The following is a 26873-nucleotide window of genomic DNA, read 5'->3' as shown; positions in this document are numbered from 1 at the left end:
ATTTAATTACTAATAACGCTTATTTCTTCTTTTACGCCGAGATAATGATACTCCACCGAATCCACTAATGATAGCAATGTAGAATCCAAGATCGTACCACCAGCCGCTATTGTATATTTCGTATATGCGAATATCATCCTTGAAGAATCCGATAATTAATGAGAACGGTGCAATCCATCCATGCCACACCCCCCAGAAGAATCCTGCGGGATCATCAACCGTTACCTTCCCATCCCCAGGAACACAGCCTGTCAAAGACATTATAGTAAGTATCGCTAACCCCATAAGTAGTATGACCTTCTTGTTCTTCACTTTAGTCACCTCCGAATTAAATGGTGTTCAATTTAACTACTTGTTAAGATTATACTCTCAAACTTATCGTTCGTTCCAATCCCATAGCGTAACGTTACCTATACGTATGTTAGATACGAGCGGATCATCCTTTAGCTTCAACAATTCTTTCGTAGGTCCAGTGACGACAGCACCGTATAATCTCACGCCATGTTCTTCAATATATGATACAGATCCTTCTATATCGTAAAAGGGTGCCAATCTCTTCGTGATTGATGGATATTGTTGAAGTAACTTTAATGTTTTTATGAAATTATCATCACGTAAGTCACCATCCCCGTGAGTGTCGACAGATGGTGCACTCGATGACTCCATCGTTACCGTCATCCCCCACCCTTTCTTACTCTCCGTTCGATTCGTAACCGTCATATCATCCGAATGCCAAATAGGATTACTAGGAAACCCAAGTGGCTCGGTGATGACTCCGTTGTCATCATATGTTTTATTGCTATCCCCGATATCCACAGCGTACCAGACAGCCTCCAGATTCTTGTCCTTGAACTGTGCTAATAACTCATCCGTTGTGAAGTATTTATGATAGGATACATACGCCTCGGCCACCGTTCCCTCAGGTAGCATTGTCAAGCGATTCCAATCAGCGTCACTATTGAAACCTGCGGAATCAGGAAGCTGATAAAGCGCATTATTATATTGCCCTTGCTCACTCCACGTAAAATCATATGTGCGTAAAAAATTGAAGAAAAGTGAACCTGAGAATTCCCCCACGGTAAGCCGTGCTCCACCCACCTGCTTCTTAATCTCACCCGTAAGGTTCATTCCAAAATAGGCACCGCCATTACTGCTTAAATTCACCATGCTATTTGGTTGGGTTAGCGCTATCGTGGAACTAACTACATCCCTATATTGTTCACCACGATCCGGTTCACCCCATGTATAGAACAAAATTGTACCGATTGTAGTTATAACCGTAAAGACTAAGAACATACTTATCACAATAAAGGCAGAGCCAAATCGTCCTTTCCATTTTCCTTTTCGTAAAATCCGCACTTCATTTAAACGAGGAGATTCTGTATCCCATTGCGGATTTTCAAGTTCAGCCTTGCCGCCCTCCTGCATCATGTCTTCCATATAAGATTGGTAGAGCTCCATCTTCTCCAGTTCCTTCTCTACCTCGATGCGTTCCTCCTCTGAAAGCGTACCCTCTGTATATTCCTTCATCTTTTTCTTAAATTCATCACTCATGCTCATTGCTCCCTTCACGTTTACGCCTCAACCCTTGTCTAGCCCGAAACAACAATATTTTAAAGTGCGATAAAGTAATGCCCATTATATTCGCAGCTTCCTGATAACTAAGGTGATTCATATCATATAACAGGAGTGCCTGTTTCTGTTGATCAGGTAAGGCTGAAATCCATGCTCTAACTTCTTCAATCGTTTCCTTACGCAGAACCTCTGCTTCTGGACCTAATGCTGAAGTGTCTGCTAATATCATATATTTTCTATCTAGCGTGTTGGGCTTCATATTATCTCCCCTCAACCCTATGAACGTATGATAAGTTGAAAAGTTACAAATCATTCATGCTTATTTTTATACTATGTAAAAAAAGACGAACTTCCTTTCATAGGAAATTCGCCTTGTACTTCAAGATATTATAATTACTATAAAATTGAGTGAATCGCTACAGAACCTTATCCTTCACATGCGTCTCCGCAAATTTCGGAGGGTTGAACCAATTTCCACTTTGAGCCCAGGTGGGGTCAAGTGGAATCCATATATTCTCGTTGCTTAAATATACTTCATTCCATGCATGAGGCCCATAGCCACCTTGTCCATTATACCCGAGTCCAGTAACTACTTTGACTTCGAGATCTTGGGACCTTGCCATCACAGCATATAGCCTCGCGTAGTCTATACATACCCCAAGCTTCGTATCAAAGGTATTACGTGGTGTCTGCTCATGCCATATTCCCTTTTGTTCATAGTCATCTACTTTACTATAATCATAGGATACACGTGATCCTACCCAATCATATAATAACCGCGCCTTCTCTTCTTCACTGTTGGCTTTCGCAACGATCTGCGCAGCAGCTTGTTCTATATCAGTCGGAATGGATCGATCAATGATGTCATATTTGCGTTGGAGAATACTACCTAGCTCTTGTTCCACCGCTTTGGTAAAGACCGGAAGCTTCTCTGTAACCAAATCTCCTGATAATGGCTCAATGATCATCCGAGCTCCATCCTGATACACGGGGGATGCCTCAATATGACGGCTAAAGGCACTTGTTGGATATAAAGCAACGTATATAAATAGAAATGCGACAACGATAATGCAACGCGTTACGCCCATCAAACCGCCAATCCCCATACCAATCAGTCGACCAATCAAGCCAGAAGATCTCCTTTTACTTGCGGAGAATAAAGAGATCCCTCTACCGAATAGCAACAAGATAAGTATACTGAACAACAATCTAATAATAGAATAAATCACAATAAAGAGCACCGCGAACCGCATCAGTGGGAAATCCGCCATCGAATTAATAATCGTATAATACGTCTGTTCCCATCCACTCAAATCCCGATTAGGTAGCTTCGAACTATAAACTTCCAGCCACCCTTGTACCCAAGGCGACATCCACAGCGTAAAAGGAACCGAAATCGCAAGTCCAAGTAGCGTAAGAGCAACATCACGAAGAAGAATCAATAATCTACCCGCTGAATTAGAAGCTCCTCTACGCCAACCTTGGAATAACGATAGGGCTACAATGCACACTAAGATCAGTGTAACAATATTGAAATCCTGCAAACTTTGAAACCATGTGTAGAACACGCCTTTAATCTCCTATTTACTTCGTTGTAGTTGATCCATTACTTTGTGCAGTCTCAATGAATGTTATGATCGTGTCATTCACTTTCCATTCTCCTAAGGATACTCCTTTGAAGGTCACTTCCACCGTTTCAGATCCAGTTTCACCTTTCAAACTCATATTAGGTGTTGTAATCGTATACGCTCCATCCTTGCTCTTCGTATACTTCGCATCCTTCGCTTCCTTTAACATCATGTTCATAGCTTCACTCTTGAGCGTATCCACGGTTTCATCTTTTACCGTTGTAACGACCTCACCGATCTGCTCAATAGAGATGCCACTATAAATAAGAAGCCCTGCTACAATTACAATCGCGAGCACCCATTTAACCATCGTCTTAACGAGATTGAGAACAATAAAGAGCACCACGAGAGCAATAACAATTACCAGCCAATTTTGCTGCAAGAAATCAATCCATACTTGTACGTCCATTATTTCATAACACTCCCATCTACTTAACTCACTTCCGACCACCCAATCAGTAGCCGATCATTTCCTAATTATACATTATTCCCAGATATTCTGTCAGCCTAACCCTACTTGGACAAAAAAAAGGGGATAAGCTGTTCTGTTTCAGCCTATTTCAACGTACAAGTAGTATAGATAGCAATTATTTCTGATGTAGAAAGGAGTCATGATGTGAAAACGGCCTTTTGGCTCTATTTATTTCTTTTCTTAGCCTTTTTCGATCTGCATGCTCAGTATCCAATACTCACTCCATTTGCAATATCTCTTGGAGCAACTCCAGTCTTCATTGGATGGGTCGTGGGTATTTATGCACTTACACACCTTCCAGGAAATATTATTGCAGGAAAGGTAATTGACCGCCACGGGAGCCGCCCTTACATCATCTTCAGTCTCTTATCTGCTGGAGCCATTCTCCTACTACAAGCTCATATCCAGTTCCCCTGGCAACTATTCGTTCTACGTTCTCTAAGTGGTTTTGTATTAGCCTTTCTTTCTCCAGCTTGCCTAGCTCTGTTGGCTTCCTTATCTAAAGATCCTGTCACTCAAGGGAAGTATATGTCAGGGCATGGCGTGATCCATACCTTAGCCTCCGTTGTCTCCCCAGCTGCGGGCGCCTTCATTGTTGCCAATGCTGGTTATACTATGACATTCCAAAGTCTTGGTTGGCTACTCATCGCAACTGGCATCATGGCCATTTTCAGTGTACCCAAGTCGTTTGGAGCATCGAAGGAAGCTATTAGATCTAAAAACTCCATTCCATTCGGACCTTTCACACGACCGGAGACAGTATCGATTTCCTTACGTTACTACGCCCTTCCATTCGTCGTGTCTTGCGCGCAAGGTATTCTTTTTTTTGAAATCCCTTTACGAAATACGGATATGTCTGGCATTATGTCTACCGGCATTCTCTTCTCGGTTGTTAGCCTAGGAGCACTCTCAACACTTTGCCTGCTCTTCCTAAATCGATATTCTCCTTTTAAGCGAGTTGTCCTAGGAGTTATACTAATGACTTGTTGCTTTTTCAGTTTAGCGGCATTGCCAGAAATCCCTTTAGTTGTAATCCTGTTTGTATTAGGTTCATCCAAGGGGATTATCTTCCCAGCCATGGCCTCCTTATTTATCAAACTTAGCGGTGGAAGTCGATTAGGGCGAGTATTCGCATTTCAATCCATCGCCATGTCCTTGGGATCATTCCTTGGACCTGTTACTTCAGGGCAATTCCGCGACCATTTCTCACCCTATTTCATAGCCTTTCTTATATTGATGATTGGATTAATGATGATCCCTATATCTCGTCAGACAAATCCATCTTTATATACGCGTAACCCACACAGCAGTCCTGATGCTATATAGGCAGTTGCCAAAAGAGGACGCCGTTAGGCGTCCTTCTTTCGTAAACAAGTTAATGTAGATTATGGGACAAGTGAAATCCTGTTCCTTGAATCATATTTAGAGGGAGAGCACGACTTACGACTTTAAAGACGGTGTGTAATAATCAAATCATCACCAACAGTTGCATAAAGCACATCTAAATTCGGCTAAATCCCTCTAACACTAACTTTAGTTGTAAATACTGCCTCTAGATTGCTGGAAAACCCACTTTTCATCGTTATCGCCACTTTTAACTGCAGTTTTTACAGCTATTCCTCTCTCCCCCTACCTTTACTGCCAATTAAGTACACATTATACATCTAACCCATCCCTATCCCAGAGTAGACGTATAGCGGTGATATTGGGGGACAATTAGCGGATGCTGTAGCCAGAATCTTATCCAACAAGCACTCAATCTTCGGTTTAGCCTTCTATCTCTTGGCAAATCAGAACTAGGCTTTCACACAAGCCTTTATCCTTCCTCCACATAAGATACAATGCGGCAATGAACTACACGGGAAAAAGTGGCGACAGTTAATCAAGCCATCACAATCAAACTCATTATCCTACTGTTCAACCAAAACTAATATCAACCATTCAATAAGAGAGGCTTATGCCCTCCATATCCTCCAGCGTTTTTTTGCATATAACATACAAAAGGAGATACACTAGAATGACCCATACAGGTTAAATTTCAACATTTCCCGGGGAATTCTGAGGGATCTCTCCTCTTATGATGAGGTGCAAATCCAGTGTCTATCTATATTATTGTCGAAGGTAAGAATGACCGTCGTAAGCTCCAACGCCTACTTTTACCAGAAATCGATATTTTGTGCACCTACGGTACATTAAACACTACTAGGCTTGAAGCTCTCCGTAATCAAGTGAAAGATGATGAAGTCTTTTTATTTATGGATAATGATAGTTCGGGTAAAAAAATTCGTGGTGTACTACGCGATGCATTCCCGGATGCCGAACATATTTATACGCATCGTGGATATGCTGGAGTGGAGGGCACACCTGATGAATATTTGATAGCTCAATTAGAAAAGGCCGCCCTTCATGAATATATTATTTATTGACAGACCATCCATTATGATTTCTTATATTTCAAAAAAACTTCTTCCCTACCGTCATAATTTAGGTAGGAAAGAAGTTGTGTATAGGGAATAGCTCCCATTATTATTTGGCAAGATCCTTAAGGTCCTTAACTAACATGTCTACAGAAACATCATCGGGGTCATTCGCGTTATATAGATTACGCACTTGATTGTCACGGTCTACGAGAGCAATGAAGTTAGCATGAGAATAGTTACCTTCTTTATCGCCTAGAATCATTATCTTGAACGACTTCTCCGCTAAATCCCAAACGGTCTGCTTCTCTCCCCGCAAGAAGTACCAGCCATTATAATCCACTTTAAATTTATCACCGAATTCCTTAATCTTCTCAACAGAGTCAACTTCAGGATCAAAGGATATCGAGACGAACTCAATATCTTTGTTAAATACGCCTTCTTCCTTCAGCTTGTTCTGTACTTGAGTGAGCATGAACGTCGTCACTGGACAGACATCGGGACAACTCGTAAAAAAGAAGTAGAATAATCGAACCTTTCCCTTCGTATCCTCAAGCGTAACTGTCGTATTATCTACATTTTCAAATGAAAAATCGCCAACCGTTGATATAACTGGCCATTCCTTCTTACCTAAATCTAATGAAGAAACCAATAAATATGTTGCAATAATGACAATGATACCTACTACGGCCCACGTCCATTTATAACGCTTAAATGTCTCCATCATTTCCCCTATCCTCATCTTAAAATGTTGTGTTAAGAATCAATGCAATCAAACTCACAGTTAAATAATTAATTGAGAATAAGAATACCTTCTTAGCCCAAATCTCATCATCCTTCGCTTTAAATCCTTTTAACGAAAGATACAGCCATAAGATGGATAAAGCCAAGGAAATAATCATGTAATAAATACCTGCATATCCATATACGTACATTAAGATAGGCACAGGTAGTAACACAATAAGATAAGGAATCATTTGAAACTTAGTTCTTCTAATCCCCTTAACTACAGGTAATAGTGGATATCCTGCAGCACGATATTCTTCTACGCGTCGTATACCCAATGCCCAGAAATGCGGAGGTTGCCATAGAAATAACATTGCAAATAAGAGCCATGCGCCCATATCTACTTCTCCTGTAACCGCAACATATCCAATAACAGGTGGCATCGCACCTGAAATCGCGCCAACAGATGTACTCCATGTCGATGATCGTTTAAGCCATAATGTATAAATGACAACATAAACAAAAACACCTATTAAACCGAAGATACCCGCCAGAAGTCCCGAAAATATAAATAACACCGCTTGACCGACTATGCCTAAAATAACCGCATACCACAATACAACGACAGGCTTCAACCGCCCCGTAGGAAGTGAGCGCTCACGTGTTCGCTCCATCTTCAAATCGAGCTCCCGATCAAAGTAATTATTAAACACACAGGCTGAGGCCATCACAAGAACGGTCCCAAGGAGCGTCATAATCATCTTTCCATATTGTAAGTCCCATTGGGATGCTAACCAAAACCCCGCAAAGGCTGCTATTAAATTTGAGCGAATAATCCCCGGTTTGGTTATATTAATAAAATCTCTCCATGTCCCCGATTCACTTGGTGGCGTCTGACTAACAGAAAGCGCTGCTGAATCCGAAGGAGATTGGTAACTTATGTCATTATCCACGTGCTAAGTTCCTCCTCTATATCTGTCTAATACTCAAATATTATATCATTCGCTATAAAGTTTATCATATTAACTGCGAAAAGTATCACATAATCGACCGTGTTTGAATTCATCATTCCGACAATTTGATGACTTTTCATAAAGAGTCTGTTCGGTTAATGGATTAAAAGACGTTATTTACGATATAGTAAGAAGTACAAAGGAGAGTGGATTTATGGACACAGGCACACATATAGTCATGGGTTTCACACTTGCAGGCTTAGCTCACATCGATCCTGTGGTGGCTACAACCCCTTCTCTTGCCATAGCTGTAACAATTGGCACTGTCTTAGCTTCACAAGCCCCTGATATCGACAGCGTCCTTCGATTGAAGAACAACGCTTTATATATCCGTAATCACAGGGGAATTACCCATTCGCTCCCGTTCCTCCTCATTTGGACTGTACTTATTACAACGGTAATATCACTCCTATTTCGTGATGTTAGCGTCCTTCACTTAGGTATGTGGACTGGTATAGCTGTATGCGTTCATGTATTCAGTGATTTATTCAATACCTATGGCACTCAAGCTTTTCGCCCATTTACTGAAAAGTGGATTTCATGGAATATCATTCACATATTTGATCCCTTTATATTCGGAAGTCATTTAACGGCGATCCTTCTTTGGATTCTTGGTATGGTACAACCCGCTCCATTATTCATCGTTCTCTATAGTTCAACGATTTGTTATTATGTCTGGAGAACAATCCATCATTATCGCAAAACATTGGAAGTTGCGCGACTGGACCCTAATTATCAACAGGGAGATACTTATTATCTTATCCCCACCATATCTCTTTATCATTGGAACGTTGTTAAATCACAACAGAACGGGAGCTTTGATATCGGAACTCTGAATCGACATCTTCTTCATTGGACCTATCAAGCTGTAACTTCTTCAACTCACGAGGCTGTTGAACATTCCAAGCAACACCCTAACGTGGAAGCCTTTCTTTATTTCACTTCCTTCGCTATTGCCGATGTAGAAGTGGTAGAAGATGGGTATATTGTTCGTTGGACGGATGTCCGTTATCGTCACCGTACGCAGTATCCCTTTGTCGCTGTAGTCGTTATGGACAATCAATATACACCAGTGGGCTCATATATCGGGTGGTTAAGCGATGAGAAAATGAATGCGCGCTTACCCATCAATTATTCTACTTGACAACAATAGACCTACCAAGCCTAAAATACATGTAGAGCATCATCACGCTCTACATGTATTTTACATTTGCTAAGGTAAGCAAAAAAAACCTAGAGCAAGTGCCCTAGGCTTCATGATGATTTCCAACTATCTATTCGTCAGTTACATGTTACCATTTTTTCCTGAAAGCGATTGCTCAGCAATTTGAACTAGTCGTTTCGTAATATATCCTCCGAGAGAACCCATTTCTCTTGAAGTATAACTGCCATAATAACCATCCTGCGGAATCGTAACACCGAGTTCTTGGGCAGCCTCCATTTTAAGTTGTTGGATCGCTGCTCTTGCTTGAGGAACCACGAGATTGTTAGAACTTGATTGTCCTTGTGCCATAATAATAATCTCCTTTCACTTCTGTTTCTGTAATGAAGTGCAAGCTTGCAAGCTTAGTATGGCTACATGGATGAACATTATTCTCTATTCCCCTAAATAATCACTGGAGGTTTTTAACATGAGTAAAGGTCTTTCATTATGGTTTGCAGCTTCATCTATCATCATCCTAGCAGTGGCAGCTATCGCCATCACTCATTCAGGATGGGTCGCCTTGATATTAAGCGTATTGGGCGTCTGTAATATCGGCTATGGATTTGTTATCAAGTCCAAACGAAGAAAGTCTTCCATTGAGCAACCTAACTAGTGCTTGGATGGCAGAAAACCCATACGTTGTTTGACATCATCTAGAGTCCGACTGGCAACCTCATGGGCATTCCTAGCGCCTAGAGCTAGGATGTCTTGAATTTCGCCAGACTCTCGGATTTCATAATAACGTTTCTGCAAAGGTTCTAGCGTATTCACGATCACTTCAGCTAAATCCTTTTTGAATCCACCATACATTTGCCCTTCATACTTCATACGAATATCCTCAAGTGATGAACCAGAACACTGAGAATAAATACTCATTAGATTACTAATCTCCGGTTTTGTTGCTTCATCATATCTTACTTCTGCACCAGAATCTGTCGTTGCTCTGCTAATTTTTTTGCGAATAACGTCTGGAGGATCCAATAACGCGATAAAGCTAGCAGCAACAGAACTACTCTTGCTCATTTTCTTGCTAGCATCATCCAAGGACATTACCCGCGCTCCTACTTCTGGAATATAAGGTTCAGGCAAAGTAAAGCATTCCCCATAACGATGATTGAAACGCCCTGCAAGGTCACGTGTTAGTTCCAAATGCTGTTTCTGGTCTTCACCTACTGGAACTAAGTCCGCGTTGTACACAAGGATATCTGCAGCCATCAGTGACGGATATACAAATAATCCTGCGCCAATGGATTCTTTGCCACTCGACTTATCCTTAAACTGGGTCATTCGCTCTAACTCACCCATGGATGTTAGCGTCGTCAACAACCAACCGAGTTCCGCGTGCTGTGGTACCGCTGACTGCAAGAACACATTTGATTTAGCAGGATCAATGCCCGCTGCAATAAATAACGCTGCATTGGCTTCCGATAGATCGCGAAGTGTTTCTGGTTCTTGAGGTACCGTAATCGCATGCAAATCAGCGACCATGAAATAACATTGATGGAGATCCTGTAACTTCACGAAATTTTTCATTGCGCCGATATAATTACCGAGCGTTAACCGTCCACTAGGTTGTATGCCTGAAAGTACTCTTTTCAATTCAATCACTCCTATACTTCCTTATATTTTGAACAACAAAAATAGGCCCATCATCCACAAAGGGACGTGAGACCGTGGTGCCACCCTTATTTATCGCAAACCGTTAATTGTCCAATAGAACAACAAACTTGCGACCTTCTATTTCCGTAACGTGGAACATACGGCCAGTCTATTAAGGAACTCATGATTCCCGTTCAACTTGGCACTCAAGGGTCCATTCAACATATTGATACCACCGATTCACATCAACCATCGGCTTTCTGAAGGTCATCCAATCTATGCTTACTTATCCCCGTCATCGTATTCGTAATTTAAACTTGTATTTAAATGCAATGATAAGACCCTTAGCATATGTTTGTCAAACTCATTTTTACCAAATCATCATTAATCTGTTACGATGATACTATATTGAAAAAATATTATTGGTAAAGGAGCATACTAATGAAACAAATAACTAAAGGAACATGGAACGGTTACGACACGTATATCCTTCATAGCGACGATCTTCAGATCACCTTACTTCCGGGACTTGGTAATAACGTCATTTCAATCTGGGACAAACATGAAGAGCGACATATTCTCAGAGAACCTAATGAACAAGATCTCGAGTTTTATTTACTGAAACCTTACCATTTTGGTATTCCCCTACTTCTTCCTCCGGGTAGAATTCGGAATGGACAATTCAATTATGACGGGATAGACTATCAGTTTGATCGTAATACGGCAGGTGATAATCACATACACGGATTACATAAAACTCAAAGTTGGCGTGTAAGTGACATTGAAGAAACTGAAGATGATTGTTCAATCACCACTGAATTTCTATCGAGCGATGATCGTAACTGGATGACACAATCACCGACTCCTCTTAAGTTCCAAATCATCTTCAGACTACAAGGTTCACGGTTTACTCAACAATTAAAAGTAACCAATCAAGGGGAACGCGCTTTCCCATTGGGTCTTGGATTCCATACATGGTTCTTGCTGAATGGACAGCCTCAGGATTGGACATTACAAGTGCCAGTTGAAGCTATATACGAACTCGATGAAGCTATAATTCCATCAGGTTCACTGATCCCCTTAGATAGTCTCGAGGATCTTAACGTTGGTCTAAATTTAGCGGGGACTAATCTCGATACGATCTTTCGGATCGGAGAACAACAAGCTGTTGAAGCGGTTCTGACTCACAAAGACGGTTACGGAATTAGATATGTTGCAGATGATCAATATTTCAAGCATTGGGTGCTCTACACCAAGGGAGAGGCAGATGAATTTCTGTGTATAGAACCCTACACTTGGTTACCCAATGCTCCTAATCTTCCACAAGGACCAGAATTCACAGGGTTAATCCGTCTAGAACCACAGCAAACCTTTGAAACACATCTATATTTGGACTCGATACGTCGTCCTGAGTAGCAAAGACTAAACTCATAAGAATGAATCGCCTTCCAAGTAATAATTACCACTTCTAAACGACCTAATTTTCTGTATGTTTTTCCATGTTTATATCCATAATAACCTCATTAAGTACAAAGGAGGTGACAAACATGGGTCAAGCAGGTCAACAAAATCGGGGTCGGAGCAGTAGTTCCAACAATTTGGTAGTCCCTCAAGCAACTGCCGCTTTGCATCAATTGAAGATGGAAGCAGCGCAGGAGCTAGGCGTTCAAATCCCTCAAGATGGTTACTATGGCAACTACACTTCCCGTGAAATGGGTTCTTTGGGAGGTTACATCACCAAGCGCCTAGTACAAATAGCAGAACAACAATTAGCAGGTCGTTCTAACTCGTAATCAGCTTTTTCGAATACTATTCGTACAAGATTAAAAGGACCATTGGAGAAATTCTTCCAATGGTTCTTTGTTGTGCTTCTCTGTACTTTTACACTGACATCATTTATATTTACCAAAACACGACTATCTGTTATAGTTGATATATAACAGATAGGAAGGTGGTCTCGTTGTGATTATAAATTTAGATATGCAGTCTGATATTCCAATCTACACGCAACTTATGAATCAGATTATCGAAGGAATTGCCCATGGAGATCTTCTCCCCGGGGAAGCCCTCCCTTCTGTTCGTGGTCTAGCTTCTGATATTGGTGTCAATCTGCACACTGTCAACAAAGCCTATACTTTACTCAAACAGGAAGGTTTCATCCAGATTCATCGGCAAAAGGGAGTCGTCATTCAACCCGATGGCATGCCTGATTTAACTCCTGAATATGAATTAAAGCAGTACAACCAATTAAAGCCGATCATCGCAGAAGCCATTTGTCGTGGCATGACCAAAGAACAGCTCCTCCAAATCACAGAACAAATTTATAGTGAAATTTCGAATACAGATAAGGAGAATGACTAATGTCCTGGCTCTCTAGTATTATTCTAATTCTAATGTTCCTCCCGATCTCAGCAACTCTAATCTTCATGCCTTATCTCACTCGAGATACCGTCAGCTTCGGGATATCCGTCAGTGAAGAAATGTACCATAGTGGACCCTTACGTGCGCTACGCAAGAAATATGCTTGGACTAGCGCCATTCTCTACACTCTAATACTTATCTTCAGCCTCATTGCCACTTCAGCAAGTGATTCGGTCAAGCAAGAATTCATCATCGCGTGGTCTGTAGGAATACTCATTGTAGGTTCAGCCGTACTTAACCTTGGTTTCCATTTCACGATGAAGAAGTTTAAACTCGATCATCCCATTATCCCTACATCAAACAAGACTATACTTTCTGTTGATACTGGATTTAGACAACAGAAACTTATTTTCTCAAACAAATGGTTTATCATCCATCTAGTGGTTACGATTTGTAGCGCCATACTAGCTTGGAAATATTACAATCAGTTCCCAGAAACAATAGCTATGCAAATCGACTTCCAAGGAAATGTAACGAGAAGTGTTGATAAATCCTATACAGCGGTTCTCGGATTAAATCTTATGCAGTTGATGATGACGTTACTATTCATGTTCATTAATCGGAGTATTCTAAAAAGTAAACAGCAGCTCAACACAAATCATCCAGAGAAATCATTGAAACAAAATGTGATCTTTCGCCGCACCTGGTCGTTATACATCATCATCACAGGTCTGCTTATGGTGTTGTTGTTCGCTTTCATCCAACTGAATATGATATTTGTGCAAAACCCAGAAATTCTCGCATTGGTTAGCATTCTCATTACCTCTGTAATGGTATTGGCTGCGCTCATCTTATCTTTCATCATGGGTCAAGGGGGTAGTCGCATCGGTAAATCTTCTGGGCACTCTAATTCCCAACCGATCAACGATGATGCTCATTGGAAGCTCGGAAGTATTTACTACAACCCACAGGACCCTTCGCTGTGGATTGAGAAGCGAACTGGCATTGGTTGGACAGTCAATTTCGCCAGACCGATGAGTTGGGTCTATCTGATTGGCGTTCCTGCCGTAATCATTGTCGTTTCCTTGCTTGTTAGTTAAGTTAGTAATGACAAGCGGAGGGAAATCCAAAATGTACTTGACTGTATAGCACCACTTGATGTAGATTTATTGAAATCAACAAAAAGCTGTCATCAAGGACCTAAGCTTTAATGTCGAATGGACATAGAGAGGAAACCCACAGGCTGAAAGGTTTCTCCCACTACATTAAAGTCTCCCTACCTTGTAGCTGTGGAAGATATTAGATTATCTCTACCGGGAACTCCCGTTATCCAATAAGTAATCGTTTGTTTCATCGAACGATTAAAACTAGGGTGGTACCACGAACGCATTCGTCCCTTACGAATGCGTTCTTTTTGTATTTTACGAATAATCAAAAAATGAAATGGAGGGATTATATGCGCCAGAGTAAATTATTCGCACCAACATTGCGCGAAGTGCCTTCTGATGCAGAAGTTATTAGTCATCAACTCATGCTCAGAGCTGGGTATATCCGACAATTAGCAGCTGGTATCTATACGTACTTACCTTTAGGTTTGCGCGTTCTTCGCAAAGTGGAACAGATTGTTCGAGAGGAAATGGATCTCGTTAGTGCACAAGAAATATTAATGCCTTCCTTACAGCCTGCTGAGCTGTGGCATGAATCAGGCAGATATGAGGACTATGGACCTGAACTCATCCGTTTATACGATCGTCACGATCGAGAATTCGCACTCGGTCCTACACACGAAGAAGTTATTACAAGTCTCATTCGAGATGAGGTAAATTCTTACCGAAAGTTACCGGTGACGATGTACCAAATTCAAACCAAATTCCGTGATGAACGACGCCCACGATTCGGACTACTTCGCGGCAGAGAATTCATTATGAAGGATGCCTATTCCTTTCACACGGACTGGGCTAACCTGGACCTGTCCTATTGGATGATGCATGAAGCTTATACCAAGATTTTCAACCGTTGCGGATTAATTTACAGAGCCGTGGAAGCTGATGCAGGTGTTATCGGTGGTCAGGGGGAAACACATGAGTTCATGGCACTTGCCAGTATTGGAGAAGATACGATTACAACCTGTTCATGCTGTAACTACGCCGCTAATCTAGAAAAGGCAGTATCAGGTTCCCTAAAGGTCGCCGCTTCAGAAACTATAATTGAAAGATTAAAAAAACTCCACACACCTGACATCCACACTATTGATCAACTACTACATTCTTTACAGATTGAAGCACAGCTTATTTTCAAAACATTAATTTATGAGGTAGATGGCAAAGTAGTTGCGGTCTTGGTCAGAGGGGATCATGAAGTGAATGAGTTAAAGATAAAGCATTATCTTCATGCGCAACATATTGAATTAGCAGATAGCTCAACGGTAGAGAAAGTAACGGGTGCGTCTGTTGGATACGCAGGTCCAGTAGGACTAACGATACCTATTCTTGTGGATCAGGTTGTCGCTAATATAAATGACGGAATGACCGGTGCTAATGAGGATGACTACCATTTCCGCAACGTACGTCCTGGGATCGACTTCCCAATTGATCATATAGGTGATTTCCGAAATGTCCTTGAGGGTGATCCGTGTCCACGTTGTAAGGATGGTTCCTTGGAGTTTTATCGCGGTATTGAAGTGGGGCATATCTTCAAGCTCGGTACGAAATACAGTGAGAAACTAGGCGCCTTGTACTTAGATCCTGCTGGTAAAGAACAAACTATGGTTATGGGATGTTACGGTATCGGAGTGTCTCGGATATTATCCGCACTCGTGGAACAACACCATGATGAGCAAGGCATAATGTTGCCAATATCCATTGCACCATTCCACGTTCATGTGATTCCAGTATCCAATAAAGACACCTTGCAAATGAAGATAGCCGAGGACATCTATCAGCATTTACTACCTAAGGGGATCGAAGTGTTATTAGATGATCGGGATGAGCGTCCTGGAGTCAAATTCAAAGATTCAGATTTAATAGGAATTCCTATCCGTATTGTGATCGGTAAGCATGCTACAGACGGTAACGTTGAATTTAAAGAAAGATCAAATACGGCTTCAATTGTAATGACGATCGAGGATGCGTTACTTCGTGCCATAAAACTCATTGCTATTCATTAAAAATAATAAGGAAGCGTTCAACGCTAGTTACATGTTGGACGCTTCCTTGTTGAATAACTAGGAAATCATTAACCCCATATCATGAGCTGTTTCCACTAACAGTGGTGCGTATTCTTCCAGTGTACTTAACGTCAATCGATTCACTGGACCGGATACGGATAAGGCAGCAATAACAAAGCCATTTCGGTCAAATATAGGAACCGATATCGCTGCCGCTCCAGGCTCCCGCTCTTCAAAACTCGTGGCATACCCACACTCTTTTATTTCTATCAGCTGTCTCAAATAGCTACTACGATCTACAATGGACGACCATTCGGGGTTATTCAATAATTCTTCCTGTTCTTCTTCATTTGCAAATGCCATAAGAACCTTACTTGATGCCCCAACAAACAAAGGAAGCCTTGCACCAACCTTCGCGACACGCCGAATAGCTTGGTTACTCTGCACTGCCTGTATACGCAGTCTTTCATTGCCCTCGCGTAAATATAAGCTGACCGTTTCACCCAATCGATCTCTCAATTTCTCCATTGCAGGCAATAACAATATGGCCGGGTCATCACTTTGCGACAAATGCGTAGATAACTCCCATATCTTTATTCCAAGTCGATACTTTTCTGTAGATTTATCGCGTGTAACGAATCCTCTCTCCTCGAGCGTTGAAAGTAATCGATGAACAGTACTCTTATGGAGACCAATCTGTCCTGCAATCTCTGTCAGACCTAGATCAACATTCCTAGTGAAACATAATAATATATCAAGTGCCCGCTCTACCGACCGGACCGTCAGTTTGCGATCTTCCAAGATGAATCGCCCCTCTTTGTCGTTTCACCACGTGAAACATGGTTACATAATTATATAAAATAACGAGATTAAAGTCTACATATTACAATTGTCTTACAAATGTATATAGTGCATTGACTTTAATTCCATCGAGGCATACGATAAATATGAGAAATAAGGAGGGCCACATATGAACATTATAACTGATACTACTACCCCTGGCTCCCTATCCATTCATAAGCCACTCACACGGATCTCACCGCGTTTCATACGCGCTAAGCATATTTTAGTCGCATTACTAATGACGACTATCTTTTTTCTAATCTTTTGTTTCGTTGCCTTACATGCTTACATTGCATGGGTATTATCGAATCCAACTGTTGCTGCATTGTATTCTAATCCTTTACAGGCTAAGTCAATGAATTATGAGAATGTCATTTTCCCTGCGCTCGATGACAGCCGTATGATGCATGGTTGGTATATTCCTGCCGAAGGCTCCAAAAGGACGATTGTATTTAGTCACGGCTATGGAGCTAATCGCGAGGAATCCTGGGTCCCTATGTATGATCTTGCTCATTATGCACATAGCCTCAATTATAATGTACTGATGTTCGACTATGGATTTGCAGCTCAATACAATAAAGATGTTGCTACGGGTGGTAAGATTGAAACACAACAACTACTAGGAGCTATCAAACTTGCTAAAGAACGTGATGCAGAACAAATTATTGTATGGGGATTCTCCATGGGAGCAGGCACGGCACTTCAAGCAGGTCTACAGACAGATGATGTAGATGCCATGATTCTTGACAGCACCTTTCTCTTGGAACCAGATACACTGTATCACAATATTAAGAATCAGATTAATTTGCCTCGACATCCCTCATTGGAGATTTTGCAGGTATTATTCCCAATATTGAACGGTACAAGCTTGAATCAAATACCCTATCAACAAGTGAAGAGCTATGATTATCCCTTTCCTGTCTTCTTTATACATGGGACAAAGGACGTCAAGGCGCCCTTTGGGATTGCCGAAGTGTTAGCCTCCAATCAAACCAATTCTCTCTCTGACGCATGGATTGTTGAGAATAGCCATCATGAACTCATCTTTCGAGAGCATTCTCGTGAATACTTGCAGCGCGTTTCTTCATTCCTTGGACAAGTGAAGACATCCTTAGCGAAGTGAAAAAAGAGGATCTGTCTTGGCGACAGATCCTCTTCTTTCACTTATATCACTTCTTGAACCTTTATGTTGTCTAATCTCTAATCAATGATAGAAACTCCGCTCGTGAAGCCGAATCCTCGCGGAATACTCCTCTTACTGCAGAAGTTACCGTCTTGCTACCCGCTTTCTTCACACCACGAGAGCACATGCATAAATGCTCGCCTTCTACGACAACCATCACACCGTTAGGTTCCAGCACTTCATTGATAATATCCGCAATTTGCGATGTAATCCGTTCCTGCACCTGCAAGCGACGAGTTATTGCATCAACCAATCGGGCAAACTTACTGAGACCAGCAATTTTACCACTTGGGATATATCCGATATGGATCTTGCCAAAGAAAGGTGCCATGTGATGTTCGCATTGGCTGTAGTACACAATGTCCTTTACAATGACAAGCTCCTCGTGATTCTCATCAAATGTCACGCCTAGCACATCACGAGGGTCTACTTCATAACCCGCAAAAATCTCCTCGTACATACGTGTGACACGCGCTGGTGTCTCAAGCAATCCTTCTCGCTTAGCATCTTCACCGATTAAATTTAATATTTGCTCAATGTGATACTCTATCTTCTCACGATTTTTACCTACATCAGTATTGGAATAATCCTTAACTCCAGCCACAATATCTCTTCCTCTCTCGGCCGCAACTCCCAGATAGAAAGATTACTTACCTTTTACGGCTTTGCCCTCTCTTGGGAACAGTTGGCTGATTCTTCATCATTTGTTGTGCTTTCTGCATCTGTTTGCCATTCAGATTATACCCCATCTGTTTAGCCATCTTTTGAAGCATTTCTGGATTACTTTGCATTTTCTCCATCTGTTTGCGTAAATAATATACGCCTATGAAGAAACCACCAACTAATCCTACAATTAAAGTGATAATAGGAAGTGCAATATCCATTCTCAGCCACCTCGACATTTACAATTGTTTATCTAACTTGTTTGCGCACGAACATATCATAGCATGTCCTTTAATCGCTAGCAAATATAATTCTAGGCAAGTTCCGCCTCAATAAAAACCGTCGTTTCTAGTGCTAAATCTACTTCCTTAATATCTAGATCATTACCATTGTTACGTATAATTCGCACTACCGGTCGACCTGGCAGTCCTCTGTGCTGACTCACTACAACACCAGTCTCTTTCGTGGACAGTCGTACAGCTGTTCCGTTCGGGTAAATGGACACCATTCTCGTAAACTGGATCAATACTTCCCTATCCAACTGTTGTTCCGACATCGCCATCATTTTCTCACATGCCTCATGCGGAAGCAGCGCCTTATCCCCATCCAAATGACTGATTAAATGATCATACGTATTGGCCACAGCAACGATCTTAGCATAGATATGAATCTCATCCCCTGACAACCCTCGTGGAATACCGAATCCATCGACTCTTTCATGATGCTGTAACGCCACATGTGCAATCAGAAGATTGAATTCCCGTTTATTCTTGATCTTCTCAAAGCCTCGCCATGTATGATGCTCTCTAACACTAGATGATATCTCATCTTCCAATAACAAGCCGTTCTTCCCTAAGTCATGTAACAATGCACCAATGGCTAGTTCTTTCGCCTGAATATAATTCAGTCCTAAATTAATGCCCATCACGGTCGATAATAAACAAACGTTCATAGCATGTACATACTGTGCGTTATCAACAGTACGAATGTCCGTCAATTCGATAAGTAGCTCTTTATTACTTATAACATCGGACAAAAGCATGTCGATACTCGTACCAATATTTTTCGCATTCCATTCCTTACCTGATCGCACTGCTTCAAATGTGTCGTTTATTCCATGAATAAGACTTTGCTTGGTCGCTTCTTGTAACATATCCTCGACCTGAACGTCATCAAATAAAGGGTCTTGAATATACAGCATCGTAACGCCGATCCGATTAAGTGTATTGACCATATATACAGTGAGTTGAACTCCCGCTGATAAGAGCACGGTACCGTTCCCTGCATATACCGACTTACCAAGGAACTGTCCTGCTTCTACATCTGCAATATTTACATATCTCATGAATGAATGTTCCCCCATCTAACCGACTAACTTTTATTGGTATTACTTCTTTCAGTTAACGATCCCTCTATAGACAAAAGGTGCCTTTTGATTTCTAGACCTCCACTAAAGCCTACTAGAGAGCCTTCGGAGCTAATAATTCGATGGCTAGGCACAATAAGCGGTACCGGATTTTTATTGTTCGCTCCTTCAACAGCCCTTACTGCCTTAGGACGTTCAATTGCCTCCGCCATTTGTGTATAGGAAATTGTATCCCCATAAGCAATATCGGCAAGTGAGGCCCATACTTGTAGTTGAAATGGAGTACCTCTCATATCCGTTGGAAGATCAAATTGTTTCCGCTTGCCTGTAAAGTATTGTTCTAATTGTATTTTGGCCTCAGCCAGTCGTTCTTGATCAAGTACAAATTCAGCATCTATTGCCCAATTACGCGACCATTGCTGTACGAAGGATTCTCTAAGCGTATATGATCCGAATTCAACTAGACAGATTCCTATCTCCGAAGTAAATACCGTCAATACTCCAATAGGAGTTGTCATTTCATCATAATAAATCATTTCATTTAGATTCTTCATGACTCTTTCACTTCCACATTAGACGGTTGTAGCTTTTCTTTCGCTTGTCTAAGCATTTGCAACACCGATTCATCTTGTTCTACAGCCATTCCCTTTATGACACTGTTCAAAGCATCCTCGCCTCCAATACGTCCCAACGCCCATGCAGCGGTTCCTCTTATCTCTTGTCTAGGATCCTTTAACAGCACCCCTTCCAGTCTCGGTATAGCGGAACGATCTTTAAAATTACCGAGTGCAATAATGGCATTCCGCTGAATAGGGTTCTTCCCTCTCCATGCTGCTGCGCTCCCTCCAAATTGCTTCTTAAATTCTCGATTACTTAAATCAAGAATAGGGAACAGAAGTGACTTTGCTATTTCAGGATCTGGAAGAAGTTGTTCATTGTGATTCCAGCTCTTACCCCGATTTTTAGGACAGACAATTTGACACGTATCGCAGCCATATAATCGATTTCCAATCTTGATCATCTGTTCATCTTCCAACAAGCCTTTCGTTTGGGTTAAGAATGAAATACAGATCTTTGCATTAATTTGCCCAGGACCTACGAGCGCCCCGGTCGGACATGCCTCAAGGCATTTAGTGCACTCCCCACAATCTTCTGTTACAGGTGTGTCTGGTGGGAATGGTATATTCGTAACGAGTTCCCCTAGATATATCCACGAACCCCATTTCGGCGAAATAATCAAACAATTCTTCCCACTAAAACCTATGCCCGCCCGCTCAGCAACTGCACGGTCTACCAGAGCTCCCGTATCAACCATGCTCTCTATTACCGCTTCTGGAACACGTTCCCTAATAAAGTTCTCAAGCTTCTCCATCGCTTCCCGTAACACGTGATGATAATCTCTTCCCCATGCAGTCCGAGCGAAGATTCCTCGGTTAGCACCCGGTTCTGATTTGGGAGGGCTCTCCATCTTGGACGGATAGGCCACAGCGATCGCAATCAGTGATGCCGGTTGAGATGAAGCTAATGTAGGTATTACTCTTTTATCTAGATCTGGCTCTTCGAAGCCTGATTCATATCCTTTATCACGTTGGTTCTGTAGGAGTGACTTCAGCGAAACAAAAGGATCCGCAGTAGCAAAACCAATGTCGTCGATCCCTAAACTAGGTGCCGCTAATTGGATTTCCTTCTTAAGTTCCTCCCAGAATGATGATGAGGTAGCGTATGGTGACTGTAATGTCGTCTGTTGTATCTTCATTTCCCCATCATCTCCTTATCTTAGAAGCATTATAATCCTCTAATTTTATTAAATGGCCAAAAAATAAATTCAGCTCTTCCAACAATCAAATCCGAAGCTACCGTTCCGAAGTAACGACTGTCCTTACTCTCTCCTAAATGACGATTATCGCCCATGACGAAATATTGATCCTCTTCTAGTTTGACCCCTGCGAAATCTTGATCTTGAATACTTACATCGATATACTCCTCTTGTTGGAGTTGACCATTTAGATATAGTTGATGATCACTAACCTTAACCACATCCCCGGGAACACCTATGACACGCTTTACAAGAAACTCTTTCTTGCTATCATCTTGACTTGGATCATGTAGCACAACGACTTCACCCTGTTTAGGTGCTGAGAAGCTATAGATTATTTTATTAATAAACAAACGCTCTCCTTCTACTAATGTGGGTTGCATCGATTGCCCTTTAACCATAGACAAATTAAATACAAATATATTAAGCAACGACATAATCACAAATACAACAACAAGTGTTTTGATCCAGTCCCATAATTCCCTTTTCCATCCTGGTTTATGCTCTCCAGTCTTTGGGTTAGGAGAAATAGGACTTTCTAACGTAACTCCTTCTAATGATTCATTGTTGCTCATATTACACCTCTTCTTTTCACTAAATTATTTCAAAAGGAAACGATTGTGCCGTCCCCTTCCAGTAATTTATGCTAACAAAGCTAGCGTCAGTTCGTATCACAACTAGTATTGAGTGTAACTTATACTACCATATATTTTCAAATCTCCACATAATAGAAAAGCATATCCGCTCCGCTTTTGCAACGGCTGCACGATATGCTTGATATTGGATAAACGAAGTCATATTCTATATATACGTAACTATTTTACCTAACTCTACACATGTGCCACAATACTAAGTTTCTGAAAAGCCTCCATAATTTTGTTAGCTCCGTAACCCATTGTTTCAAATAATGGCATCGCTGAAATATTCTGTTCATCTCCGGCAATCATGATACGACTCACTTTACGTTGTTTAAAACGCTGTTCCATGGCTTTAATAAGGGCTTTACCAATCCCTCTACGCCGAAAGTCTGGGTGAATAGCAATTCTGAAATAACAACCGTGGTTGTTCTCAATCGTACCGATTAAGGTACCCACAATCTCTCCATCTTCTTCTGCTACCATGATCAGGTCGGAATCCCATTGGAGCTGCCTAGAGAATGGTTGAATAGTATTCTCAAAACACTCCTCAGATAAAGCAACCTGAAGAAGTTCAGTTACTGGTGTACAGTCACTTAACTGAAAGGAACGAACATGCATATTATAAATCTCCCTTTTCGTTAGCTTTATCCGATAGTTTACATAAAAGTTGCTAAGAGCGAACTTTTACAATAACCTCGAATATAATAATTACGACAAATAAACCGAAATTCACTCTTGCTAGTCCATTAAACCACATTTATCTCCACAATACACTCGTTTTCTTATGAAAGCGTTTTATCTCTATGTTTTTTAGTATCTTTTGGTTTATTTCCATGCATTTGTAATTTATTATTGTATGTTTTATTTAACACTTGGGTAATATAATTTATGTTTTGTAAATTTAGTAAACAACAATCCGACTTTATAAACATACATGTTGATTTAATCTGTTAAATACGGTTTAATTAGATAATGTAACCAGTTGTATAAAGGGTGCTAGCAAAGCCCTTTGTTCATAGGATTGAATACTAAACAATACACAGGAGGTAATTTACCATGGCATTTCAACTACCAGCTCTACCTTATTCAAATGATGCATTAGAACCACATATCGATGCATTAACAATGGAAATTCACCACGATCGTCACCATAACACATATGTTACCAATTTGAATGCAGCACTAGAAAAAGCTCCTGAATTGCAAAACAAAACAATTGAAGAAATACTTACAGGTCTTGGAAGCGTACCTGAAGAAATTCGTACCGCTGTTCGTAATAACGGTGGAGGGCACGCAAACCACAGCCTATTCTGGGAAATCATTGGTCCAAATGGCGGTGGCAACCCAACTGGCGAATTGGCACAAGCCATTGATAGTGAGCTTGGTGGTCTTGATAAATTTAAAGAAGAATTTGCCAAAGCAGCTACTACTCGTTTCGGAAGCGGATGGGCTTGGCTTGTTGTTGGTAAAGATGGCAAACTAGCTGTAACAAGCACACCTAACCAAGACAGCCCACTTAGCGAAGGATTGACTCCAATTCTTGGTCTTGACGTATGGGAGCATGCTTACTACTTGAAATTCCAAAACAAACGTCCTGATTATATTTCTGCTTTCTGGAACGTAGTTAACTGGGATGCGGTTAGCGCACGTTACTCTGCTGCTAAATAATTAAAGGATTTAAAGATAAACGGCAATACCGTCCTTTTTCAAAGACGGCACCCGTTTCAGCGGAATTATAAGAAAGTGATCCATCCTTAAACGGATGGATCACTTTTTTTGAGCTATAAAATAAGGATATCATTGGGGTGGGATGAAGTGAAGTGGAGTGAAACCGCGCGAATTTTCTAACGGAAGCACTAGACCTTATTCTGCCTAATACGTCGCTTTTGAAATTCTAACGGAAATGAGCGACCTTATTGGGCCTTTCCCTCTGGATTTGGGCTGTTTATTGACATATAGAGGCATGTGCTTCCGTTAGATTTTCATATTGTTGTTTTTGGTGAGAATAGTGTCCATGTGTTCCGTTAGAAACGTCTAACATGCGATTGACTTACTATGGCAACGGGAGAGAGAAACAGATGCAAAGGAACGTTCGATAATGGAGTAGACTTTTTCGTGAGGTCGCCTCGTTTCGGATGTTTGTAGGAGGACAAAGAGAACAAGGCTACTCATGTAGCCTTGTTCTCTTCGAAATAAGCATTAATAATTTTCAGAAATACATTGGGGAAGGCATATGATGCCATGTCTGCTTCACCAATCCAGCGATACTCTGTCATCGGATCCCCAATGTCCGCCGCATCAAGCGAATAAGATGCTGGGCTCTCCGCCACAAGCGATTGTTCCTCTTCCTTGCAATGATAGACCTGAAGCTTCCAACGAATATGACTGAAGATATGCTCTATATCCATGAAATGCTCCATACCTCGGGTCGGAATACTTTCTACTAACAACTCTTGATATAGTAGTTCCTGCGCATTCTGATCCGCTACTCTGCCACCGCGAGCTGTGGGAGATAGGATATGTGGAAGTTCCCACATTCGGGCAAGCAATCCACTCTCTGGACGTTGTCTAATTAATACGTGTCCAGCATGAGCCCCCTGTCCTTCAATGAGCCCAACAACTCGTTGTTCTGGACGTGGCGGCTTACTCTTCGTTTTAATAGGAAGCTCCCCCTCCTTCCCTGCAATCCTTGCCTCACAATGCACCATAACAGGACAGGTTAAGCAATAAGGGGACTTTGGTGTACATACCAAAGCCCCAAGTTCCATAAGCGCCTGGTTAAAGTGAGAAGCCTGTCCTTCTGGGATCAATTCCACCACTAATCTTTCCATAAGAACACGCGTACTAGCTTTCATAATGTCTTCTTCAATTAAGAAGAATCTAGATAACACCCTCATCACGTTACCATCTACGGCTGGCTCCGGCTGATTATAAGCAATGCTGAGAACTGCTCCCGCTGTATATGGACCGACGCCCTTAAGTGCGAGAACGCTCTCTTTGTCATTCGGTACCTGACCCCCGTGTAGATCTAGCACCTGCTGAGCAGCGTACTGTAAATTACGTGCGCGAGAGTAGTAACCCAGTCCCTCCCAACACTTCAACACATCCTGTTCTGGCGCATTGGCTAGTTCCTCGATCGTTGGGAACCTTTCGATAAATCGATTGAAGTAAGGAATGACTGTATCAACACGCGTTTGCTGAAGCATGATTTCAGATATCCAAATATAATAAGGGTTACGATGGCGCCGCCAAGGTAGATCCCGTCGATTCTCAAGATACCATTCCAGCAAATTCTCACTGAAATAGCGTTGTTGTTCAACGTTAGACATACTGCTTCTCCTTATCTATCTTGTATTCCAAGGTGTATAATCTGACTTAAGCTCAGATCAACTTAATCTTTCAATAACAGCAAAAGCAGATGCTAGCTCCCTTTGATGAGTAATACTCAAATGAATAGCATACCCTTCAGCTTGTGCCGAGAGGTTCAACTTTCCCCATGCTTGCTCACTTAATTCCACCTTTGGTTTCCCCAAGGCATCGGGGAGTACCTCAATATCTCCAAAATTAATAATCGCACCAATGCCGCAGCCAAATGCTTTGACTATGGCCTCCTTAGCAGTAAATCTTCCTGCTGTAAACTCTGCTATCTTCCTGCCTCGATTCTGGGCAAGCTCATATTCTTTCAACGTCAATACACGATGTAGGAACGCTTCTCCATTCCTTCCACTTAGTATCTGTTCTATTCGTTTAATTTCTAATATATCGTGACCGACTCCATAAATCACTTCTGCTCACACCTTCCGTACCTATCTCCTATAACTCCACTCTTGATTGTAACAGTCACTGACTTATGTTGCGACAATTTCCAGTTATCATCACAAAAATGAAGGCAGCGTTTCTTGTGAAAAAGGCTGCCCTGTGCCCATTTCTAAATCTCAAATTCCGATTATAATTCATCCGAATGTACATAGAATGACGACTATACGCTCACGAAAAACACTTCACTCAAAAAGGTAGACAAGCAAGGATCAAATAGTTGCAGTAATGGTACTTACTTCGAAGGCAAGATGGGGAGTGAAAGATTTAGTTGTACAAATGTCAGTTAAAATAGGGGAAATGGTGAAAATGGATGTTTCTAAGCCATTTAGATGTTCTTTTTGCAGCTATTGGAGATTGGAGGTGAAGACTACCGTCCTTGAAAGA

The 26873-nt window shown here is 41.5% G+C and carries 28 protein-coding genes, 1 pseudogene and 1 other annotated feature; of the genes and pseudogenes, 11 read left to right on the top strand and 18 right to left on the bottom strand.

All coding sequences use genetic code 11. The features are described 5' to 3' along the window. Positions 1-9 precede the first annotated feature (9 nt). From AC1TO8_RS13690 to AC1TO8_RS13670, 5 genes are all read right to left on the bottom strand, one after another. On the bottom strand, positions 10-312 hold the full coding sequence (locus AC1TO8_RS13690) for a hypothetical protein (RefSeq protein ID WP_482056179.1): 303 nt from the start codon (positions 310-312) through the stop codon (positions 10-12). Positions 313-375: 63 nt separating this feature from the next. Next, complete coding sequence (locus AC1TO8_RS13685; protein WP_482056178.1) at positions 376-1554, bottom strand: anti-sigma factor; 1179 nt, start codon at positions 1552-1554, stop codon at positions 376-378. Beyond that, the gene (locus AC1TO8_RS13680; protein ID WP_482056177.1) at positions 1547-1834 is read right to left on the bottom strand and encodes an RNA polymerase sigma factor; all 288 of its coding nucleotides are present in this window, start codon (positions 1832-1834) and stop codon (positions 1547-1549) included. Before AC1TO8_RS13680 ends, AC1TO8_RS13685 begins: the two co-directional genes overlap by 8 nt. A 157-nt stretch (positions 1835-1991) precedes the next feature. Continuing rightward, positions 1992-3143 carry a transglutaminase domain-containing protein gene (locus AC1TO8_RS13675; RefSeq protein ID WP_482056176.1) on the bottom strand — a complete coding sequence of 384 codons (1152 nt, stop codon included), beginning with the start codon at positions 3141-3143 and terminating at the stop codon, positions 1992-1994. Positions 3144-3159: 16 nt separating this feature from the next. After that, complete coding sequence (locus AC1TO8_RS13670) at positions 3160-3612, bottom strand: hypothetical protein (protein ID WP_482056175.1); 453 nt, start codon at positions 3610-3612, stop codon at positions 3160-3162. Between the two features lie 207 nt (positions 3613-3819). Here AC1TO8_RS13670 and AC1TO8_RS13665 point away from each other — a divergent pair, with 207 nt between their 5' ends. Then, positions 3820-5001 carry an MFS transporter gene (locus AC1TO8_RS13665; protein ID WP_482056174.1) on the top strand — a complete coding sequence of 394 codons (1182 nt, stop codon included), beginning with the start codon at positions 3820-3822 and terminating at the stop codon, positions 4999-5001. A gap of 770 nt (positions 5002-5771) precedes the next feature. Then, positions 5772-6101, top strand: a complete 330-nt coding sequence (locus AC1TO8_RS13660; RefSeq protein ID WP_482056173.1) for a toprim domain-containing protein — start codon at positions 5772-5774, stop codon at positions 6099-6101. Positions 6102-6201: 100 nt separating this feature from the next. Here the strand turns inward: AC1TO8_RS13660 and AC1TO8_RS13655 are convergent, their stop codons facing one another. Together AC1TO8_RS13655 and cyoE are read right to left on the bottom strand one after the other, a co-directional pair. Continuing rightward, positions 6202-6819 carry an SCO family protein gene (locus AC1TO8_RS13655; protein WP_482056172.1) on the bottom strand — a complete coding sequence of 206 codons (618 nt, stop codon included), beginning with the start codon at positions 6817-6819 and terminating at the stop codon, positions 6202-6204. A gap of 16 nt (positions 6820-6835) precedes the next feature. Beyond that, entirely contained in the window at positions 6836-7771 is a 936-nt protein-coding gene (gene cyoE, locus AC1TO8_RS13650; protein ID WP_482056171.1) for a heme o synthase, read from the bottom strand. A 214-nt stretch (positions 7772-7985) separates the two neighbouring features. Between cyoE and AC1TO8_RS13645 the strand changes: the two genes are divergently transcribed. Then, positions 7986-8975 (top strand): metal-dependent hydrolase, encoded by a 990-nt coding sequence (locus AC1TO8_RS13645; RefSeq protein WP_482056170.1) that lies wholly within the window; start codon positions 7986-7988, stop codon positions 8973-8975. 141 nt (positions 8976-9116) lie between these two features. On the opposite strand, the gene AC1TO8_RS13640 is transcribed toward AC1TO8_RS13645, so the two are convergent. Further along, positions 9117-9344 (bottom strand): alpha/beta-type small acid-soluble spore protein, encoded by a 228-nt coding sequence (locus AC1TO8_RS13640; RefSeq protein ID WP_482056169.1) that lies wholly within the window; start codon positions 9342-9344, stop codon positions 9117-9119. 118 nt (positions 9345-9462) lie between these two features. Here AC1TO8_RS13640 and AC1TO8_RS13635 point away from each other — a divergent pair, with 118 nt between their 5' ends. Continuing rightward, entirely contained in the window at positions 9463-9648 is a 186-nt protein-coding gene (locus tag AC1TO8_RS13635) for a hypothetical protein (protein ID WP_482056168.1), read from the top strand. Here AC1TO8_RS13635 and trpS read toward each other — a convergent pair. Next, the gene (gene trpS / locus AC1TO8_RS13630) at positions 9645-10634 is read right to left on the bottom strand and encodes a tryptophan--tRNA ligase (protein WP_482056167.1); all 990 of its coding nucleotides are present in this window, start codon (positions 10632-10634) and stop codon (positions 9645-9647) included. The two genes, AC1TO8_RS13635 and trpS, sit on opposite strands and share 4 nt — an antisense overlap. Before the next feature lie 57 nt (positions 10635-10691). Next, positions 10692-10942: a binding site (T-box leader), on the bottom strand. Between the two features lie 133 nt (positions 10943-11075). Between trpS and AC1TO8_RS13625 the strand changes: the two genes are divergently transcribed. The 5 genes from AC1TO8_RS13625 (at position 11076) to AC1TO8_RS13605 (ending at position 16161) form a co-directional block, all read left to right on the top strand. Further along, positions 11076-12050: an aldose epimerase family protein gene (locus AC1TO8_RS13625; RefSeq protein ID WP_482056166.1), complete on the top strand. Its 975-nt coding sequence runs from the start codon at positions 11076-11078 to the stop codon at positions 12048-12050. 131 nt (positions 12051-12181) lie between these two features. Next, entirely contained in the window at positions 12182-12427 is a 246-nt protein-coding gene (locus AC1TO8_RS13620) for an alpha/beta-type small acid-soluble spore protein (RefSeq protein ID WP_482056165.1), read from the top strand. 169 nt (positions 12428-12596) lie between these two features. Further along, positions 12597-12995: a GntR family transcriptional regulator gene (locus tag AC1TO8_RS13615; RefSeq protein WP_482056164.1), complete on the top strand. Its 399-nt coding sequence runs from the start codon at positions 12597-12599 to the stop codon at positions 12993-12995. Then, a complete protein-coding gene (locus AC1TO8_RS13610) occupies positions 12995-14095 on the top strand; it encodes a DUF1648 domain-containing protein (RefSeq protein ID WP_482056163.1) in 1101 nt (366 codons plus the stop codon). Before AC1TO8_RS13615 ends, AC1TO8_RS13610 begins: the two co-directional genes overlap by 1 nt. Before the next feature lie 356 nt (positions 14096-14451). Further along, on the top strand, positions 14452-16161 hold the full coding sequence (locus tag AC1TO8_RS13605) for a proline--tRNA ligase (RefSeq protein ID WP_482056162.1): 1710 nt from the start codon (positions 14452-14454) through the stop codon (positions 16159-16161). Positions 16162-16218: 57 nt separating this feature from the next. Here AC1TO8_RS13605 and AC1TO8_RS13600 read toward each other — a convergent pair whose 3' ends face one another. Further along, positions 16219-16962 carry an IclR family transcriptional regulator gene (locus AC1TO8_RS13600; RefSeq protein ID WP_482056161.1) on the bottom strand — a complete coding sequence of 248 codons (744 nt, stop codon included), beginning with the start codon at positions 16960-16962 and terminating at the stop codon, positions 16219-16221. Positions 16963-17131: 169 nt separating this feature from the next. Between AC1TO8_RS13600 and AC1TO8_RS13595 the strand changes: the two genes are divergently transcribed. Continuing rightward, on the top strand, positions 17132-18127 hold the full coding sequence (locus AC1TO8_RS13595; protein ID WP_482056160.1) for an alpha/beta hydrolase: 996 nt from the start codon (positions 17132-17134) through the stop codon (positions 18125-18127). Between the two features lie 70 nt (positions 18128-18197). Here the strand turns inward: AC1TO8_RS13595 and folE are convergent, their stop codons facing one another. The 6 genes and pseudogenes from folE to AC1TO8_RS13565 form a co-directional block, all read right to left on the bottom strand. Beyond that, positions 18198-18791, bottom strand: a complete 594-nt coding sequence (gene folE / locus AC1TO8_RS13590) for a GTP cyclohydrolase I FolE (protein ID WP_482056159.1) — start codon at positions 18789-18791, stop codon at positions 18198-18200. Between the two features lie 46 nt (positions 18792-18837). After that, positions 18838-19071, bottom strand: a complete 234-nt coding sequence (locus AC1TO8_RS13585; protein WP_482056158.1) for a YneF family protein — start codon at positions 19069-19071, stop codon at positions 18838-18840. A gap of 92 nt (positions 19072-19163) precedes the next feature. After that, a complete protein-coding gene (locus AC1TO8_RS13580) occupies positions 19164-20195 on the bottom strand; it encodes an HD-GYP domain-containing protein (protein ID WP_482056157.1) in 1032 nt (343 codons plus the stop codon). 26 nt (positions 20196-20221) lie between these two features. Continuing rightward, positions 20222-21972 (bottom strand): annotated as a pseudogene (gene queG / locus AC1TO8_RS13575) (tRNA epoxyqueuosine(34) reductase QueG). Between the two features lie 29 nt (positions 21973-22001). Beyond that, positions 22002-22607, bottom strand: a complete 606-nt coding sequence (lepB, locus tag AC1TO8_RS13570; RefSeq protein ID WP_482056156.1) for a signal peptidase I — start codon at positions 22605-22607, stop codon at positions 22002-22004. A gap of 255 nt (positions 22608-22862) precedes the next feature. Then, entirely contained in the window at positions 22863-23288 is a 426-nt protein-coding gene (locus tag AC1TO8_RS13565) for a GNAT family N-acetyltransferase (protein ID WP_482056155.1), read from the bottom strand. 438 nt (positions 23289-23726) lie between these two features. Here AC1TO8_RS13565 and AC1TO8_RS13560 point away from each other — a divergent pair, with 438 nt between their 5' ends. After that, positions 23727-24338, top strand: coding sequence for a superoxide dismutase (locus tag AC1TO8_RS13560; protein WP_482056154.1), 612 nt, complete (start codon positions 23727-23729; stop codon positions 24336-24338). 500 nt (positions 24339-24838) lie between these two features. Here AC1TO8_RS13560 and mutY read toward each other — a convergent pair whose 3' ends face one another. After that, the gene (mutY, locus tag AC1TO8_RS13555) at positions 24839-25999 is read right to left on the bottom strand and encodes an A/G-specific adenine glycosylase (RefSeq protein WP_482056153.1); all 1161 of its coding nucleotides are present in this window, start codon (positions 25997-25999) and stop codon (positions 24839-24841) included. 57 nt (positions 26000-26056) lie between these two features. Next, positions 26057-26455, bottom strand: coding sequence for a holo-ACP synthase (acpS, locus tag AC1TO8_RS13550; protein WP_482056152.1), 399 nt, complete (start codon positions 26453-26455; stop codon positions 26057-26059). Positions 26456-26873: the final 418 nt, after the last annotated feature.

This window comes from Paenibacillus sp. Y859 (assembly GCF_056786405.1).
The sequence above is the reverse complement of the archived record's forward strand: the minus strand, read 5'-3'. Positions and strand labels throughout refer to the sequence as shown.